Here is a 15120-nt window from a genome sequence, read left to right as displayed (position 1 = left end):
ATGCATATGGATAATTTAATTAAGGTTGGAAAGTCCGACGTTACTAGTAAGAAATTAGGACTAGGTACAAACAAAGTTGGTGGACACAACATTTTTCAAAATTTGAAGGACGAAGATGGTTACGCTGTTGTTAAAGAAGCAATCGACAGTGGCATTACTACATTAGACACCGCTTATATGTACGGTAATGGTCGTTCTGAAGAGATTATTGGCGACGTGATTCAAGACTACAATCGTAGCAAATTAGTTATCGCCACAAAGGCTGCCCAAAATCCTGACAACGACAACAAGCCAGACAATAGCCCAGAGTTTTTGAAAAAGGCTGTTGATGATGCGTTGAAACGTCTCAAGACAGACTATATTGATATTTTTTATATTCACTATCCAGACGAAAATACGCCAAAGAATGAGGCAGTCGCAGCATTAAATGAGTTGAAGAAAGCTGGAAAAATCAAAGCAATCGGCTTGTCTAATTTCTCATTAGACCAAATCAAAGAAGCCAATAAAGACGGCCTGGTAGACATCGTCGAAGACAATTACAGCTTGGTACATCGTGATGCTGAAAAGAGCTTATTCCCATATTTGAGAAAGAATAAAATCTCATTCGTACCATATTTCCCACTAGCCTCAGGATTGTTAACAGGAAAATACAATCTAGGGGATGCCAAGAAATTCAGCCAATTCACAGCTGACCAGTATAGTGACATCATGGATGCACTAGGCGTCGTACACAAGATTGCCAACAAGACAAACTCAAACATTGCCGAAGTAGTGTTGGCATGGTACATGCAAAATCCAGATATCTCAATCGTCATACCAGGTGCAAGAGTACCAGAACAAGTTGATCAAAATGTGAAATCATTAGATATCAATTTGAGAAATAGCGATTACCACGCAATCGATGAAGCATTTGCTGAATTTGCATAAAATTAAGAAACCACTGAATAACTTTTATTCAGTGGTTTTTTTGTAATTCATATTATTTAAGAAATAGTGTGAAATTAATATATAATTTGAAAACAATGTGATTTACATGATAACGATTTCATATGAGTATTTTCTTTTCCTTTGATTTATGCTTTTATTGGAAATATTTGGGGAGGAGTTCATATGAGTAAAATATTATCAGCATTTTTTATTGTGTTAACAGCCATTTGCTCATTTTTGATTGTAATTAATCATGATGAAAATACAGTGTCTGCAGATCAAGTTGATTGGACTCCCTCCGACAAACTAATAATATCTGCTGGTAAATCGGTAATGAACAGCGATGGAAGCACATCTGTTCCATTGATGTATTTTGGAGATATTAATGAAATTAATTCAAATAAGACGATTAACGAATATTTAGATGATAAATCTAATAATGTAATAGCTCCAAATAAGGCAACAATAAATTTTTCGCATAATATTACAATACCAAATTCACTTAATGTTGGAACTGACTTGTTGACAAAAGCAACGCATATTTATACATCCGCATCCGGTGACGGTGAAGCCAAGGATAATGTATCAGGATCACAAGGAACAAAGATAACGTTCAAATCAGGTCAGCAGTCAAATAATGACGGTTCAATTAATTCTGTTCCAGAAAATGTCCAGTTTTATTATGCATTCAATAAAGAGACTCAATCTCCAGAACAGAAGATTGAATATGATCAAACATTTAATCAAAATAAACTGAGAATTACAATCACTCAAAAATTTAACGGAGATAACCAAGTAGTAACTAATATAAATTTTCAAAATATTGGAACTAACGATATTTACCAATTTTCCGGGCAACTCATTAAGAAGATAGTTCTCAATAAGGACAATCAGGAATCTATTGATGAGAGTGGTAATAAACAAGGGGATTATTTAATTCCGACTGAAAGCAATGGGCAAATCCAGTATCAGACTAAAGATGAATCTGAAAAGTATAATATCCAGCTATTATCAAGTTTAGATGGAGGTAATAATTGGATAACAACCATTCCGACTTTTATTAAAGGGGTAACACCTAATGATGGATTGAACAACGTGCCATGGGCCCCCTTGTATCACAGAACACTGACTGGAGATTTCCTTTCAGATTTCTTGACAACTGGAAAAATAAAGCCAACGCCTGTCATAGAAGTTCATAAAAGTGCTGAACTTCAACTTCAGTCAGACATAGTTAGTTTTAAACCGGAAAGTAATTTATCCATTAGTTATGTTTCGTCAACAATTGCTTCGGAAAATCAACCACAATTGTTAGAAAAAACAGACAGTTCCAGAATATTAAAAATTACTAATCCGAGAGAAAATACAACTCCAGAAAAAGCTTATGGAATCAATAGTAATTCAGAGAGCTTTGATGTAAAAGGAACGTATTCGCCTTCAGGCGATGTCCCTTATGGAGATGATCTACATGTATTTGTAGATAATCAATATCGTCCAACTATAAAAATAAAAGTAGTTAGTAAAGGAAATAAATGGGAATTTCCCGCCAGTACATTGTTCGCAGGATTTCTGGATGGAGAGATTCATAATCTCTTCGTTGAGTGGGTCGATGGATCAAATGTGACAAGGTCTGATTACTTTTGGTTTGGAAGAACAATGGGTGAAACTGGTACAGTAGTTTCTCCCCCAAAACCAATAGTTCCCCCAAAGCCAATAGTCCCACCAACAGTCACTGTTCCACCAGCACAAACAATTCCAGCTACGTTGATGATTCCAGATAGTATTGATTTTGGAATACTGGATCAAGATAATAGTGATTATGATTCTGTAAAGCCAAAAATCGTAGGGAAACTATTAATTGATTTCCCGGTAAATCATACAATCAATCATACGACAGTTAATGTTGTTGCCTCTCAGTTCTATAACAGTCAAAACCAACAGGCCAATTTTGGACTTTATTGGGATGATAAAAACAAATATCAGACGGGAAATATCCACATTTCTAATAATGTACACGTTCCCGTTAAACAAGAATATCAACTAGATTTAACAAAATTATTGATCGATAAGCTAAAGCTAAGAATTTTACCTGGATTTTCAGTATCAAATGATACTTACACTGGTCTTCTCTATTGGACAATGACTCAATCGGTTTAGTTTCTGTATAATTAGCAATCATTGTTGTACGAAACAATAATGGTTGTTTTTTTTTATTAATTTTAAAATCATTGCTATATCGGTATTAATCACTCATAATACAAACTATATTCAAACACTATTCAAAATAATTCGGATATTCAATCTATTACTTGCGAATGTAATATTAATTATTTCAATTCCATTGATTATCACGAACTAATCTGGAGATTATGATGACTATACTTAAATTTGTGAATGGTTCACGCGATGTTGAAGGAAACATTGTCGAGATTACTAATGATTCCTCAAGGCTAATCATTGATTTTGGCATGGTGGGTGGTTTTAAGTCGAGTTCTCCAAAGAAATTGATCAAGTCTCATGTGTTGCCAAATTTTCCAGATTTATTTACTGATCAGAAACCTTCATACATTAATCAAGCAATCATCTTAACTAGTATGAATGTCGATAACTTTAATGCTGCCGTTTATCTTAGATCGGATATTACAATTTATGCATCAGAAACTAGTCTTGAATTATATAAATCTCTTGTTGAAAATAAATTGATTCAACCAATATCTGTAAAACTTAAACCTTTGCCACAGGAATTAGTTGTTGGAGAATTCACGGTTCGAAGTTTCTCTAGTGATTGTGGTGTTAAGGGTAGCCAGTCATTGTTGATTTCTGATGGTGAACACAGCATTGGTATTTCTGGGGATGTTAGATTAACAGGACCGAATAAGGATCAAGTCTTTCATTGGATAAGAAAATTCAATAAAAGGAAAATTGATTTATTTTTATTCGATTCTACGTCTTATAGCTTTTCTGACAATTGTCGCTTGTATATTAATAATGAAAATTCACTTAGAAGTCAATTTAAGGATTTAATTGTTCAACGCCGAGATTTGATTGTGATCAATGTTGATCCGTTCAATGTAGATAGACTTGAAAAGCTTTTTAGTAAAGCTAGTCATTTTGAAAGAAAACTAGTTTTAGAAGAAAAGTATGCATTGGTAATTCAATCGTTTCATCCTAAGCTGAACTTGGCAGTACTCAAAGAATCAATCAATAAAAAAACAACTTCAAGTAAATTTGAAGTTGTTTCATTGGACGATATTAAAAGTAACCCTAAGAATTATGTATTACAAAACAGTTTTGAAAATATCAATTATTTAGAGCGTGTTAATTCTGGACTGTATTTACACAGCAATGGATTTCCAAAAGTTAGTTATGGCCGCGATTTTGAAGACTTAAAGCAAAGTTTGAATAGTTACAATTTTCAATACATCGATTTTTCTGCCAGTGGACATGCATCCAAGCATGATTTAGTTTTTCTAGTTGATGCTGTTGGAGCCAAGCAAACAGTGCCATGGCATTCGTACCATCCTGAATTAGCTGCTAAAGCTATGGAATCACTAGATACGGAATTCATTCTGCCTAAAACTAATAAGAAAATTAAGCTGGAATAACTATTCAGCAATTGGTTTATGATGGTTAATCACAATTCCAGCGGTAACTAGGATTATCGACATTACTGTCATGATTATCATTGTTGGTGCCCAGCTGCCTGCTAGTCCGTGGAGATATCCAAAGACTACCGGTCCAAACGCTGCTAATAGGTAACCGGCTGATTGTGCCATTCCGGATACTTCGGCAGTTTGATATGGATTAGTTGTTTTATTAGTGAAGAAGTAGATTGCTTCGTTGAAGGCGATACCTGATCCGAAGCCAGTTAAGAATGAGATTACTACGAGTATCCAAGTTGTTTGGATGTTAAGTAAGAACATTAATGGTCCAAAGACGTATCCGATAATTAGGAAGGCGTCTAGAAATCTTCTTCCGTTTAACTTTGAGGCAAACATTGGAACTATGAATGAACATGGTAGACCACTTAATTGTAATAGGGTTAATAAGTTGCTTGATACTACTGGAGTTACTCCGTGACTTTCGAGGACTGATGGTGTCCAGGTTAGCAGTGAATAATAAACTAGTGACTGCAGACCGAAGTAAAGCGTGATTAGCCAACCCACTCTTTGATTCCAAACTGTTCGATAGTTGGGAATTTCTTTTGTGTTAGTTGTTTTGTCTTTTGTATTTGATTTTAAATTTGGTATCCAAAGTATCAATGCTAGGATACTTAAGGCTGACAGGATTGCTAAAGTAGTGCCAAGACTAATTTTTGTGATGAATATCCCTGCTAAGGCTGTACCGATGGCACCGATTAGTAACATTGACAGTGTATATAATCCAGTTCCCAGTGGGATTTTATTGGGTAGATGATCTTTGATCATCGCAGGAACTAGGACGTTTCCACTATCGATTCCAATACCTACTAAGGCTGTACCGATAAATAATGCCCAAATTGATGGGATGATTCTCAAATAACTTCCCCCAATTAGGATGATGAAAAATACAAACACTGTTAGTTCGTTACCAAATTTTTTGGCAATTTTAACGATAATTGGGCTGAAAACTGCAAAGGCAATTAGTGGAATTGAGGTTACCAATCCAACTAATGAGCTTGGAACTCCAAGTTCACTTTCAATGTTTTTTAGAAGCGGTGGAATGACAGTAATTGGTAATCGCAAATTGGCTGCAATTAGCATCATACTAAAGATAAACCAGCTTTGATTCTTGTTTTTCAAAAATAGATCCCCCTATAATTCAGTAATTCCAGTATATGCTAAAATCGAAATTCCACAAAGTGATATCAATTTTTGTTAGCTTGTCATTTGGCAAAATTAAGCTAGACTATTACTAACAAGCAAATTGAGGTCAAGTTATGGAAAATGTAAAAGATATTAATATCACTACTGCCGAGTGGCGGATAATGCGAGTTATCTGGTCATTAGGAACGGCCACTTCAAGAGAGTTAACTGATATTTTAGGTGAATCAATGGACTGGAAACCAGCGACTGTAAAAACTTTATTGAGAAGGTTGATGGATAAGGACATTATCAAGGCTGAAAAAGACGGTAATAAATTTATCTATTCAGCTACCATGCCTGAAGAAGATACAATTGAAATTACTACTAAACAGTTTTTCGACCAAGTTTGTGCCAAGAAAGTCGGGAATGCGATATCTTCAATTATTGATGAATCGGAATTGACACAAGCAGATATCGACAAAATAACAGAGTCACTATCTAAAAAGAGTCCCGTTACTAACATTCAGTGTAATTGCATACCCGGAAACTGTAATTGCTGATTATATTTAAAAAAACCAAAACAGGACACAATTCCAATTAAGAAATTGTGTCCTGTTATTTTTTAGAAATACATTCTGATTACGGCTAAAGAAATTACTCCAACTACCACAACAACTAATAGGCTACGACTAATTATCGCAGAAATGACAGTGGGAACTGAGGCAAACAAGTTTGGCCAATCAACAGTAGGCAAGTATCCGACATTTTGATGGAACAAATTTTCGAACCAAAGGGCTGACATAATTACGATAGGAACAAAGCTCAAGAACTCGATTACTTTCGGAGACAGCTTCACTTTACGCAAAATCCAAAATGGCATGATACGAGATAGCCAAGTTACTAGACCGGTACTAAATATGGTTAAAACTACAAAACTAAAAGAAGGCATTTTTCAATATCACTCCTAACGCACAGGCAATAAGTGTTACTACCAAAATTAGTAAACTGCTGGGGATGAAAATTAGTCCCACAAACACTAAAACAAGCGTGATTCCAATCATGATAAGTTGAAGATACATGTTGATTGAACGGTCACTAATTAATTGCAAGTATAATAAACCGATAAACATTGCAACCAAGGCAAAGTCCAGTCCAAATTTATTGGGATCGGTAATTAAGTTACCAAGGACAGCACCAATGAACGAAGCAATTGCCCAAGTGAAATAAGCCATCAAGTTAACAGTATTGAACCATTCGAAATTCAACTTTTCCCCAGTATGATTAAGCTTAGTCATACTCAAAGCAAAACTCTCATCAGTTATCAAACTACCGATAAGAATGTTTTTCAGAAGTGATTCATCTTTAAAATATCTAGCGACAGTAGTACTCATCAAAATCATTCTAGAATTAACCAAAAAGACTGAAAAAATCATAGTAAGCAGCGGACTATGCGCAACCAACAAACCAACCAAAACAAATTGAGCCGATCCAGAATAAGTAATTAATGACGTCAGAACAACTAAAAAAGTACTAAGACCAGTAGCTTTACCAACAACACCAAAAGCAATACCAATCCCCAAATAACCAAAGACAGTAGGCAAAGTGTCTTTGATAGCTGAACGAGTATCAAGTCTATCGTCCATAAAATCCCCCCTAAAAAATACAACAATCAAAATAAAGCTAGTAAGTAATTCTTCGAATTCGTTTTTATGTTCAAAATGATAAGTACAATATCAAAGTTAGATTACACAATAAAACAAGAAACAAACCCAGTCGGAAGAGCTGAGAAATATTCGAAGGCAGTGAAAGGGAAGAAATGGCGAAAGCCATTACATCCCCGGGCGTGTTTGAAGACTTTCGCGAACTTCGAAAGGCTTCAAACCGAGATCCGAGACCGCACTAGGGCTCGGACCGTCCCGCACAGCCGAAGAATATTTCTCAGCTCTGGAGACGACATATTTCCCCAACCCCGACCAACATAATAGTTATAAATTCTATCACTATCAGAAATATTTGGAATATAAAAATAGCAGATAACCGTAATGAAAACGGTATCTGCTATTATTTTTGTCCATTTTGATATAAATCAGCCAACTCGTTTAAAAAATTAACATGATTTTCCTTAGGAGTCTTATCAACTTTCCCATAGTGAATCCAGTTAGATTTCTCAGGTAGAATCCCTAAATCATCCAGCGTTCGATTAATGAAAACACCTTGAATTGGGTTGCCACATTGTTCAACCAAATAGTCTTTAGTGACAGTTGAAGTCGTAATAACCGTAACCCGATTAATATACGATAACAGTCCTTGCCAGGGTATTTCATCAGTTGAGTCATATGCGAATCCATGCAACATCACTTTGTCGATAAATCCTTTAAGCATGGCAGGGTACATGTGCCACCAAATTGGAAAAATGAAGACTAACTCGTCAGAGTCAGCAATCATCCTCTGGTACTTCGAAACCAGTGGATCACTAGTTTTGCCGCTACTGTATTTGGCTAGTTCTGAGCGCGACATTACTGGATCAAAGTTATCTCCATATAGGTCAATGACTTGTGATTCCTGATGTTTATCTGCAAAAATTTTCTCCATAGTTTCTTGGATTGCATGATTGAAACTATCTTGATAAGGGTGCGTATAAATTATTGTTTTCATTGGCGGAGCCTCCGATTGTTAGTACTTCTTATAGTTTACTCGTCTCAGGTTGCTGATGGAAAGCATGGCAATCAGACTAATTACGTAGAGTGTTGAAATGAAAATCATTACTGACATTACGTTGTGATTGTCGAGAATCCAGCCGATGGCCAAACTTGAGAATCCTCCGATACAGCGACCAGTGTTCATGATGACGTTGTTGGCGGTTGCTCTGATTTCGGTTGGGTAAAGATGACTGACTACTGCTCCATATCCAGCAAACATCCCATTTGAGAAGTATCCGACGATTGCACCGGCGATAATCAATGAGAACAAATTGCTAGGCAAAGTCAGAATGAAAACTCCGATGGCTGAACAGACTAAGAAGATTCCGAATGCTAGACGTGGTCCTAGTGTATCTAGAATCCAACCGAATGTGAACATCCCCGCACACATTCCCAAAATAGTAGCAATCATCCAAGTAGAGCTTGATACTGCAAGGTTAAGCTGTTTCTGCATGATGGTAGGTAACCAGTTCATCAATCCGAAGTATCCGGCAATTTGAACGATTGCCATAATCATCAAGGCAAATGTTTGATAACCGATTTTAGGTGTTGCAAATAATTCTTTGACGCTACCATGTTTAACTTTAGAGGTTTTAATGAAAGTGTCGCTCTCCTTTAAGTGGCGACGAATGAAGAAAGTAATAAATACTGGAATGACACCAAATAAGAATAGTGTATGCCAACCAAGTGTTGGAATGATTAATGTTGCCAAGACGGTAGCGATGATTGCACCGGCTTGTCCTGCCATTCCAACCCATGACGAGATACGTCCTAATTTGTCCTTAGAAAAGCTTTCTGCTAAAACAGTCATTCCTATACCATACTCACCGCCGCCACCAATACCGGCGAAGAATCGGCAGATATAGATAGCTGTTAGGTTGTGGGCGAAGTACATTGCCCCGGTCGCTATGGCAAAAATAAAGATGGTGTAAGTAAATGTTTTAATTCTTCCGATTCGATCGGCTAAAATTCCAAAAAAAATGCCACCTAGTAACATACCAATATTAGTAATCGTCGAGATTAATCCCGCCTGTGTTCCTGACAAATGAAGCTCTGAAATTATAGAAGATAGGGCAAATGATAAAAACATTATGTCCATATTTTCCAATCCAAAACCTGACGTCGTGGAAGCAACTACTTTCTTTTGATAGCTATCTAGATGGTTCGATGGTCCAGTTACTGCTGGTTTCATTAAATTTCCCCCAAAATGGATGCTCACGGGCATCCTTTATTTTGAATCTTGTTACAAGGTTAGCAGAATTTTGACGAAACCTCAACGGATAACTGTATTAAAAAAATCCCGTTCCGGATATACCAGAACAGGATTTTCGTTAATAATTATTTTTCTGAATCTTTACTATCTTTGTCATCTTTAGCATCGTCTGCTTTTGAATCAGTTACTGCATTATTTGCGGCAGCTAATTTTTTATCTTCTTTTCTATTTCTGAATAAGAAGATAATTGCTGGCAAGACAGTTAACGCACTGATTAGTGAGTAAGCTGTATCAAGCACAGTGATCATACCGAATGATCTTAGAGCAGGGAAACTTGAGAAGATGATAGCTGAGAAACCACCGATAACTGTTAAACCAGAAACGGTAATAGCTTGTCCAACGTGGGAGACAGCATCAATAATAGCTTGCTCCCGGGTGACATTGTTCAGTCGTTCCTCACGATATCTTTCAAGAATCAAGATGGTGAACTCAGTACCAATACCAAGAACTAATGAACTCAAGGCGATTGTAACTGGGTTATAAGATGTACCTGTTAACCAGAGTGTTAATGGTGATAGACCAAGAACAACTAAGATTGGGAATACAGGGTAAATAGCCAAACGGAATTCACGATATACAAGTAGCAATACGATAAAGATGATTGCTAAACCAGCGAACATGATGATGTTGTGGTTTGATGTAACGTTATCGACACCGATAAGCATCATAACTGTTAAACCAGCAGGAGATACGTGTAGCCCATTGTGACTTCCACCAATATCCTTGGAAATCTTATCCATCAACTTTTGTTGATCCTTAGTTGAAAGATGTTGGTTAACCTTGAATTGGATAGTAGCGTACTTGTTATTATCACTAACCATTGTTTGTTTCAATGAAGTAGGAATATCTTTGATTCCAGAATTCATTGTAGATTGGTCAGCACTAAGTGTTCCACCAAGTTGTTTGTAAGTAGTTGATACACTAGTTACACCAGTAATATCTTTGTACTTATCTTGTTCATCTTTACCCATCTTATCGATTCTCTTAACAGTGTCCTTATCACGAACATCGTCACCTTTAACTAGGTAATCGATATAAACAGTTGAACCAACTTGTTTTTGAAGGTACTTAGTATTTTGTAATTCACTCATATTCTGAGGAATCATCTTTAAGACATCAGTTTCAGTATTAATGTTACGTTCAACCGCGAAACCGAATGCGGCCAAGATAACAGCAATAACGAAGACCCATGTAGCATGCTTTGTAATGAAACGAGCATAACTTGCAAGCCATCTTGAAAGACGTGTTGTGTCAGAACCATTGTTCTTAGCTTTTCTTGCTTTGTTCTTAGCAAGGAATTTCTCACGTGATTTGTCTGACTTGTCGATCAATGTGAACACACTGAACATCATGAAGAACTCTACGATATAGGCACAGAATACACCAAGTGCAAGTGTAATACCGAATTGTTGCATCATAGGTGCTTTTGATAGGAACATTGTTAAGAAACTAAAGATCATAACAATAACAGCAATTCCTACGGCAGGTCCCATTTTAGAAATAGCGAGCTTAATAGATTTCTCCGAGTGCTCGGTCTTCCTATATTCTTCCTCGTATCGATTCTGGAACTGAACACCGAAGTCAGTACCAAGACCAATGATAATTGGCAATGTCGCCATTGTTGCAAGTGTAATAGGTAAGTTAAACCAACCCATAGCACCGAATGTCCAAATCATACCGATAAGCACGAAGCCTAATGGTAAAATTCTTCTTCTTACTGGGAAAATCAAAGCAAGAATGATAATCATGATAATTACGGCAATCACAACCATGACAGCCATATTTTGAATAACAACATTCTTAACTTGTCCGATAACAACAGGGTTACCAGCAGTTCTTACCTTAACTTTGCTGCTAAATCCAGCTTCGTTAACGGCTTTATGAACATCATTCATTAACTTAACGTTGGTGTTCATATCTGTTGTACTCTTAGTATTGATTTGTACAACAGCATGTTTACCATTCTTAGGTAGTAATTGTTGAATGGCAGATGGAACTTTACCATTGTTACTCAATAAAATGTCACGCAATAACGCAGTAGACATATTTTGGACCTTAGGTAACATTGGTAATACTGAAGCAGTTAAGCCGGCTTTTTGTTCATCATTTAATAATGTTAACGTATAGCCTTGAACTTGTTGTGTTTGTGCTGGGGAAAGCATACCCATCAATTGTGATGCTTGTTGACTAGTAGCTTGAGCAGCGGCAGCTTGTTGTTGAGCTGGAGGCAATTGGGCTAATTGAGCTTGTGCCTGTTGTGTAGCAGCAGCAACTTGTTGCTTTTGTACGTCTGTTAAAACTGTACCTGTAACATAAGATTGAACTTGTGCTTGTTGGTCAGTTGTTAGACCACTTTGAACTTGAGATAACAGCTTGCTCTTTTGTGAGCTACTCAAGTTTGCCATCAAATCTTTTTCAGCCTTAGGTGTCAAACTTATATTCAAACCTGACATGTTTTTAGCAGCTGATGGATTCTTAGCAATTTGTCCTAATTCATCGTTTAATAAATTTACGACATTAGTAGTACTACGAACATTGTCCATCTTGTCTAGTTTTTTATCTAACTTGGCAAGTTTCTTCATATTCGATTGTGATAGCACGTCATCTTGTTTACCTGAAACCATGACGTAAACGGCGTCTCCACCGAAGTTATCTTGATAAGTAGCAGTGTCTTTGTAAGCCTTAGAACTTGGATTAACGAAGACATCGTTACTAAATTTCATTTGAATTCTAGGCAATCCAAATGCAAGAAGAATGGTAATTGCAGCAATAATAGTGATCCACATTTTAGCGTGTTTGTGGACACTGTTACTGATTGCACCGAAAAACTTCTCCATAATAAAATTCATCCCTTCCTAAATATCTCATGATGAATAGTGTACCATTTTTGTTTTTATAAATAAGCCACAAAAAGAGGCAGTCCTCTTAAAATAAGACAACTACCTCAATTTGTTCTATTTTGAAATCCATTTTCTGAAAAAGTCTTCGGTAAATGATGTAAATTCATCTTTAGGAATCTTGAAATCATTATCCTCTAAATACTCAACTACACCCACCAGTGCACCAACTATAAAACTTATCATTAGTTCAGGTGTATGAGAATCCTTGATCATATTAATCAGTGGGTCATCATCGACGTTTTCATGACTTTCATATTTTCTTGTGACGATATCCTTCAAGATTAGGCGAAATTCGGGGTACATATTCGCCTTTGTTTGATACTGTGGAGAGACATGTCGCATGAAGTCATTGTTCTTTCCAATGAAATCCGCTATCTGATTGATGATGGTTTCGGTTGACTTGGTTTCAGCCAATAAATCATCCAATAAATATTCAAAAACTGCATGTAGAAGGGAAAATTTATCATTGAAATATCGATAGAACGTACTGTGGTTAATTTGTGATTCTTTACAAATATCTCCAACTGTAATTTTGTCGAATGGTTTCTTCTGTAAAAGCGAAATCATGGCTGTAACAATGGCACTTTTCGTTCTTTCGGTCACTTGTGACATAATTTTCCCTCCTATTATATATAGTTATTTAAAACACATTTATTTTCTCATATCTGGTCATTAAACTGTTAAAATCATAATCCTTGATTTTATTAATACTTTCTTGACCATTGAAGAAGGCAGTTAAACTACCGGCAAGCATTAAATTCAATGGTGGTTCTTTGTCGAATCTAACTCCAATGACAGGGATGCTATTGGCAAATGCGTAGCCACATTCCCAGGCTGTTCCAGAATCAGGCTCACTCAATTTTTCTTCAAGTTTATAGTCCAATTCGGCAACAACAATATCAGAAGTATTAATATTGTTGATATCATGTTTGAACACAGCTGTTTGACACTCAAATGATCCGAATTCAGCATCAGTGTATTCGTCTTTTCCAGGACGGAAGATATCACCAATAGTGTTATTTTGTTCTAGTAAAGCTGCAATCGTATTTAAACGATCAGTCTGTTGGTCACTAAAAAAGGGACCTGCTAAATATACTCGATTTAGTTTGCTCATTTTTTATCTCCTTTTTTGGCACACTCTTATTATACGCAAATTACAGCTCAGAGTGTAATATTAACGGAATGTTACAGTCGCTTTTCCGTCTAGTTAAATCGTCGAAAATCCATTTCAATTCACAAACTACCATGATATAACTGAAAGTAGCAAAGCACGGAGGTAGTTGTCATGGTGGAAAACGGTCGGGTCAATCAAGTATGTCGAAAAGACATTAAGAACAAAAGAAAAATGAATTATGTTGCCATAGCTGGAATTTTTCTAGCAGTATTAATATTTATATTGTAATTATTTATAGCAAAAAGGATTGTCTGGGGGGACAATCCTTTTTTTGTGGTAATTTACTGTTTAAATTTATTACGATACTTAAGTGCTACATTGACCAAACTTAATAATACTGGAACTTCAACTAGTGGTCCGATGACAGCTGTGAAAGCTTCTCCAGAACTGATACCAAAGACACCGACAGCAACAGCAATTGCTAACTCAAAATTATTGCTAGCGGCCGTCAGCGACAATGAAGCCGCGATAGGATACCTTGTTCCACGATGATGAGCAATACCAAATGATAAGAAGAACATGATAACGAAGTATAAGAGTAGTGGAATAGCAATTCTAACAACATCAAGTGGTAGTTGAACAACTTTCTCACCCTTCACAGAGAACATAACAATGATGGTAAAAATCAAAGCCCAAAAAGTAATTCGACTGATCTTTGGAACGTAAGTATTTTCAAACCAATCTTTACCTTTGAAGTGGATGATTAAGTATCTTGAGGATATTCCGGCTAAGAAGGGAATTCCTAAGTAGATCATGACGCTTTTTGCGATTGAAGACATGGGAACATTAACTGATTGTGATTGTAATCCTAGCCAACCAGGGATAACTGTGATGAATAAATAAGCGAAGAATGAGTAAAAAATGATTTGGAAGACAGCGTTGAAAGCAACTAATCCGGCGGTATATTCAGCATCACCTTGGGCGAGTTCACTCCAAACAATTACCATTGCAATACAACGTGCGAGACCAATCAAAATTAATCCAGTCATATATTCGGGATAGTTATGCAAAAAGATAACCGCCAACGCAAACATAACTAATGGGCCGACAACCCAGTTTTCAACTAAGGAAATGGTCAAGGTTCTCCAATCTTTGAAGACATGACCCATTTCTTCATATTTAACTTTTGTTAATGGTGGATACATCATCAAAATCAAACCAATAGCGATAGGTAGTGAAGTAGTACCAATTGACAATTTATTGATGACATTAGCGGTATTTGGCCAAAGGAATCCAATCATAACGCCAATTACCATTGCTAAAATAATCCACCAAGTCATATATCGATCGAAGATGGATAATTTCTTACTGGTTTTTTCCATAATATTAATTCCCCCTGTAATATATAGATGATTGTCTATCTATT

Annotated in this window: 13 protein-coding genes; 4 read left to right on the top strand and 9 right to left on the bottom strand. The window is 36.3% G+C overall.

Annotated elements, in window-relative coordinates; translation table 11 throughout:
- The first annotated feature begins 6 nt into the window (after positions 1-6).
- The 3 genes from ABM34_RS06070 to ABM34_RS06060 all read left to right on the top strand — a co-directional run bounded on the left by ABM34_RS06070 (position 7) and on the right by ABM34_RS06060 (position 4529).
- Entirely contained in the window at positions 7-927 is a 921-nt protein-coding gene (locus ABM34_RS06070; RefSeq protein ID WP_048704270.1) for an aldo/keto reductase, read from the top strand.
- A 183-nt stretch (positions 928-1110) separates the two neighbouring features.
- Positions 1111-3081, top strand: coding sequence for a hypothetical protein (locus ABM34_RS06065; RefSeq protein WP_048704269.1), 1971 nt, complete (start codon positions 1111-1113; stop codon positions 3079-3081).
- A gap of 215 nt (positions 3082-3296) precedes the next feature.
- The gene (locus ABM34_RS06060) at positions 3297-4529 is read left to right on the top strand and encodes an MBL fold metallo-hydrolase (RefSeq protein WP_048704268.1); all 1233 of its coding nucleotides are present in this window, start codon (positions 3297-3299) and stop codon (positions 4527-4529) included.
- Here ABM34_RS06060 and ABM34_RS06055 read toward each other — a convergent pair whose 3' ends face one another.
- Entirely contained in the window at positions 4530-5705 is a 1176-nt protein-coding gene (locus ABM34_RS06055; RefSeq protein WP_064505403.1) for a CynX/NimT family MFS transporter, read from the bottom strand.
- A gap of 137 nt (positions 5706-5842) precedes the next feature.
- Between ABM34_RS06055 and ABM34_RS06050 the strand changes: the two genes are divergently transcribed.
- Positions 5843-6268, top strand: a complete 426-nt coding sequence (locus tag ABM34_RS06050; protein WP_048704267.1) for a CopY/TcrY family copper transport repressor — start codon at positions 5843-5845, stop codon at positions 6266-6268.
- 62 nt (positions 6269-6330) lie between these two features.
- On the opposite strand, the gene ABM34_RS06045 is transcribed toward ABM34_RS06050, so the two are convergent.
- The 8 genes from ABM34_RS06045 to arsB form a co-directional block, all read right to left on the bottom strand.
- Positions 6331-6657: an AzlD domain-containing protein gene (locus tag ABM34_RS06045; RefSeq protein ID WP_048704265.1), complete on the bottom strand. Its 327-nt coding sequence runs from the start codon at positions 6655-6657 to the stop codon at positions 6331-6333.
- Positions 6644-7351: an AzlC family ABC transporter permease gene (locus ABM34_RS06040; protein WP_048704264.1), complete on the bottom strand. Its 708-nt coding sequence runs from the start codon at positions 7349-7351 to the stop codon at positions 6644-6646. The genes ABM34_RS06045 and ABM34_RS06040 overlap by 14 nt, the downstream gene beginning before the upstream one ends.
- A gap of 418 nt (positions 7352-7769) precedes the next feature.
- Complete coding sequence (locus tag ABM34_RS06035) at positions 7770-8363, bottom strand: NAD(P)H-dependent oxidoreductase (protein WP_048704262.1); 594 nt, start codon at positions 8361-8363, stop codon at positions 7770-7772.
- An 18-nt stretch (positions 8364-8381) separates the two neighbouring features.
- Positions 8382-9599, bottom strand: coding sequence for an MFS transporter (locus ABM34_RS06030; protein ID WP_048704260.1), 1218 nt, complete (start codon positions 9597-9599; stop codon positions 8382-8384).
- Between the two features lie 146 nt (positions 9600-9745).
- Positions 9746-12517, bottom strand: a complete 2772-nt coding sequence (locus tag ABM34_RS06025) for an efflux RND transporter permease subunit (protein ID WP_048704259.1) — start codon at positions 12515-12517, stop codon at positions 9746-9748.
- Between the two features lie 117 nt (positions 12518-12634).
- Entirely contained in the window at positions 12635-13192 is a 558-nt protein-coding gene (locus ABM34_RS06020; RefSeq protein WP_048704257.1) for a TetR/AcrR family transcriptional regulator, read from the bottom strand.
- A 28-nt stretch (positions 13193-13220) separates the two neighbouring features.
- Positions 13221-13694 carry a nucleoside 2-deoxyribosyltransferase gene (locus tag ABM34_RS06015; RefSeq protein WP_048704256.1) on the bottom strand — a complete coding sequence of 158 codons (474 nt, stop codon included), beginning with the start codon at positions 13692-13694 and terminating at the stop codon, positions 13221-13223.
- 341 nt (positions 13695-14035) lie between these two features.
- Positions 14036-15076, bottom strand: a complete 1041-nt coding sequence (gene arsB, locus ABM34_RS06010; protein ID WP_048704254.1) for an ACR3 family arsenite efflux transporter — start codon at positions 15074-15076, stop codon at positions 14036-14038.
- Positions 15077-15120 lie beyond the last annotated feature (44 nt).

Origin of the sequence: Companilactobacillus ginsenosidimutans, from assembly GCF_001050475.1 — a bacterium.
In the GTDB taxonomy this organism is placed as follows: Bacteria; Bacillota; Bacilli; order Lactobacillales; family Lactobacillaceae; genus Companilactobacillus; species Companilactobacillus ginsenosidimutans.
This window is presented reverse-complemented; position numbering and strand designations above follow the sequence as displayed.

Bases quoted from the DNA above. Each gene is read 5' to 3' on its own strand.
- ABM34_RS06070 (WP_048704270.1), top strand. From the start codon at position 7: ATGGATAATTTAATTAAGGTTGGAAAGTCCGACGTTACTAGTAAGAAA.
- ABM34_RS06065 (WP_048704269.1), top strand. From the start codon at position 1,111: ATGAGTAAAATATTATCAGCATTTTTTATTGTGTTAACAGCCATTTGC.
- ABM34_RS06060 (WP_048704268.1), top strand. From the start codon at position 3,297: ATGACTATACTTAAATTTGTGAATGGTTCACGCGATGTTGAAGGAAAC.
- ABM34_RS06050 (WP_048704267.1), top strand. From the start codon at position 5,843: ATGGAAAATGTAAAAGATATTAATATCACTACTGCCGAGTGGCGGATA.
- ABM34_RS06045 (WP_048704265.1), bottom strand. From the start codon at position 6,657: ATGCCTTCTTTTAGTTTTGTAGTTTTAACCATATTTAGTACCGGTCTA.
- ABM34_RS06040 (WP_048704264.1), bottom strand. From the start codon at position 7,351: ATGGACGATAGACTTGATACTCGTTCAGCTATCAAAGACACTTTGCCT.
- ABM34_RS06035 (WP_048704262.1), bottom strand. From the start codon at position 8,363: ATGAAAACAATAATTTATACGCACCCTTATCAAGATAGTTTCAATCAT.
- ABM34_RS06030 (WP_048704260.1), bottom strand. From the start codon at position 9,599: ATGAAACCAGCAGTAACTGGACCATCGAACCATCTAGATAGCTATCAA.
- ABM34_RS06025 (WP_048704259.1), bottom strand. From the start codon at position 12,517: ATGGAGAAGTTTTTCGGTGCAATCAGTAACAGTGTCCACAAACACGCT.
- ABM34_RS06020 (WP_048704257.1), bottom strand. From the start codon at position 13,192: ATGTCACAAGTGACCGAAAGAACGAAAAGTGCCATTGTTACAGCCATG.
- ABM34_RS06015 (WP_048704256.1), bottom strand. From the start codon at position 13,694: ATGAGCAAACTAAATCGAGTATATTTAGCAGGTCCCTTTTTTAGTGAC.
- arsB (WP_048704254.1), bottom strand. From the start codon at position 15,076: ATGGAAAAAACCAGTAAGAAATTATCCATCTTCGATCGATATATGACT.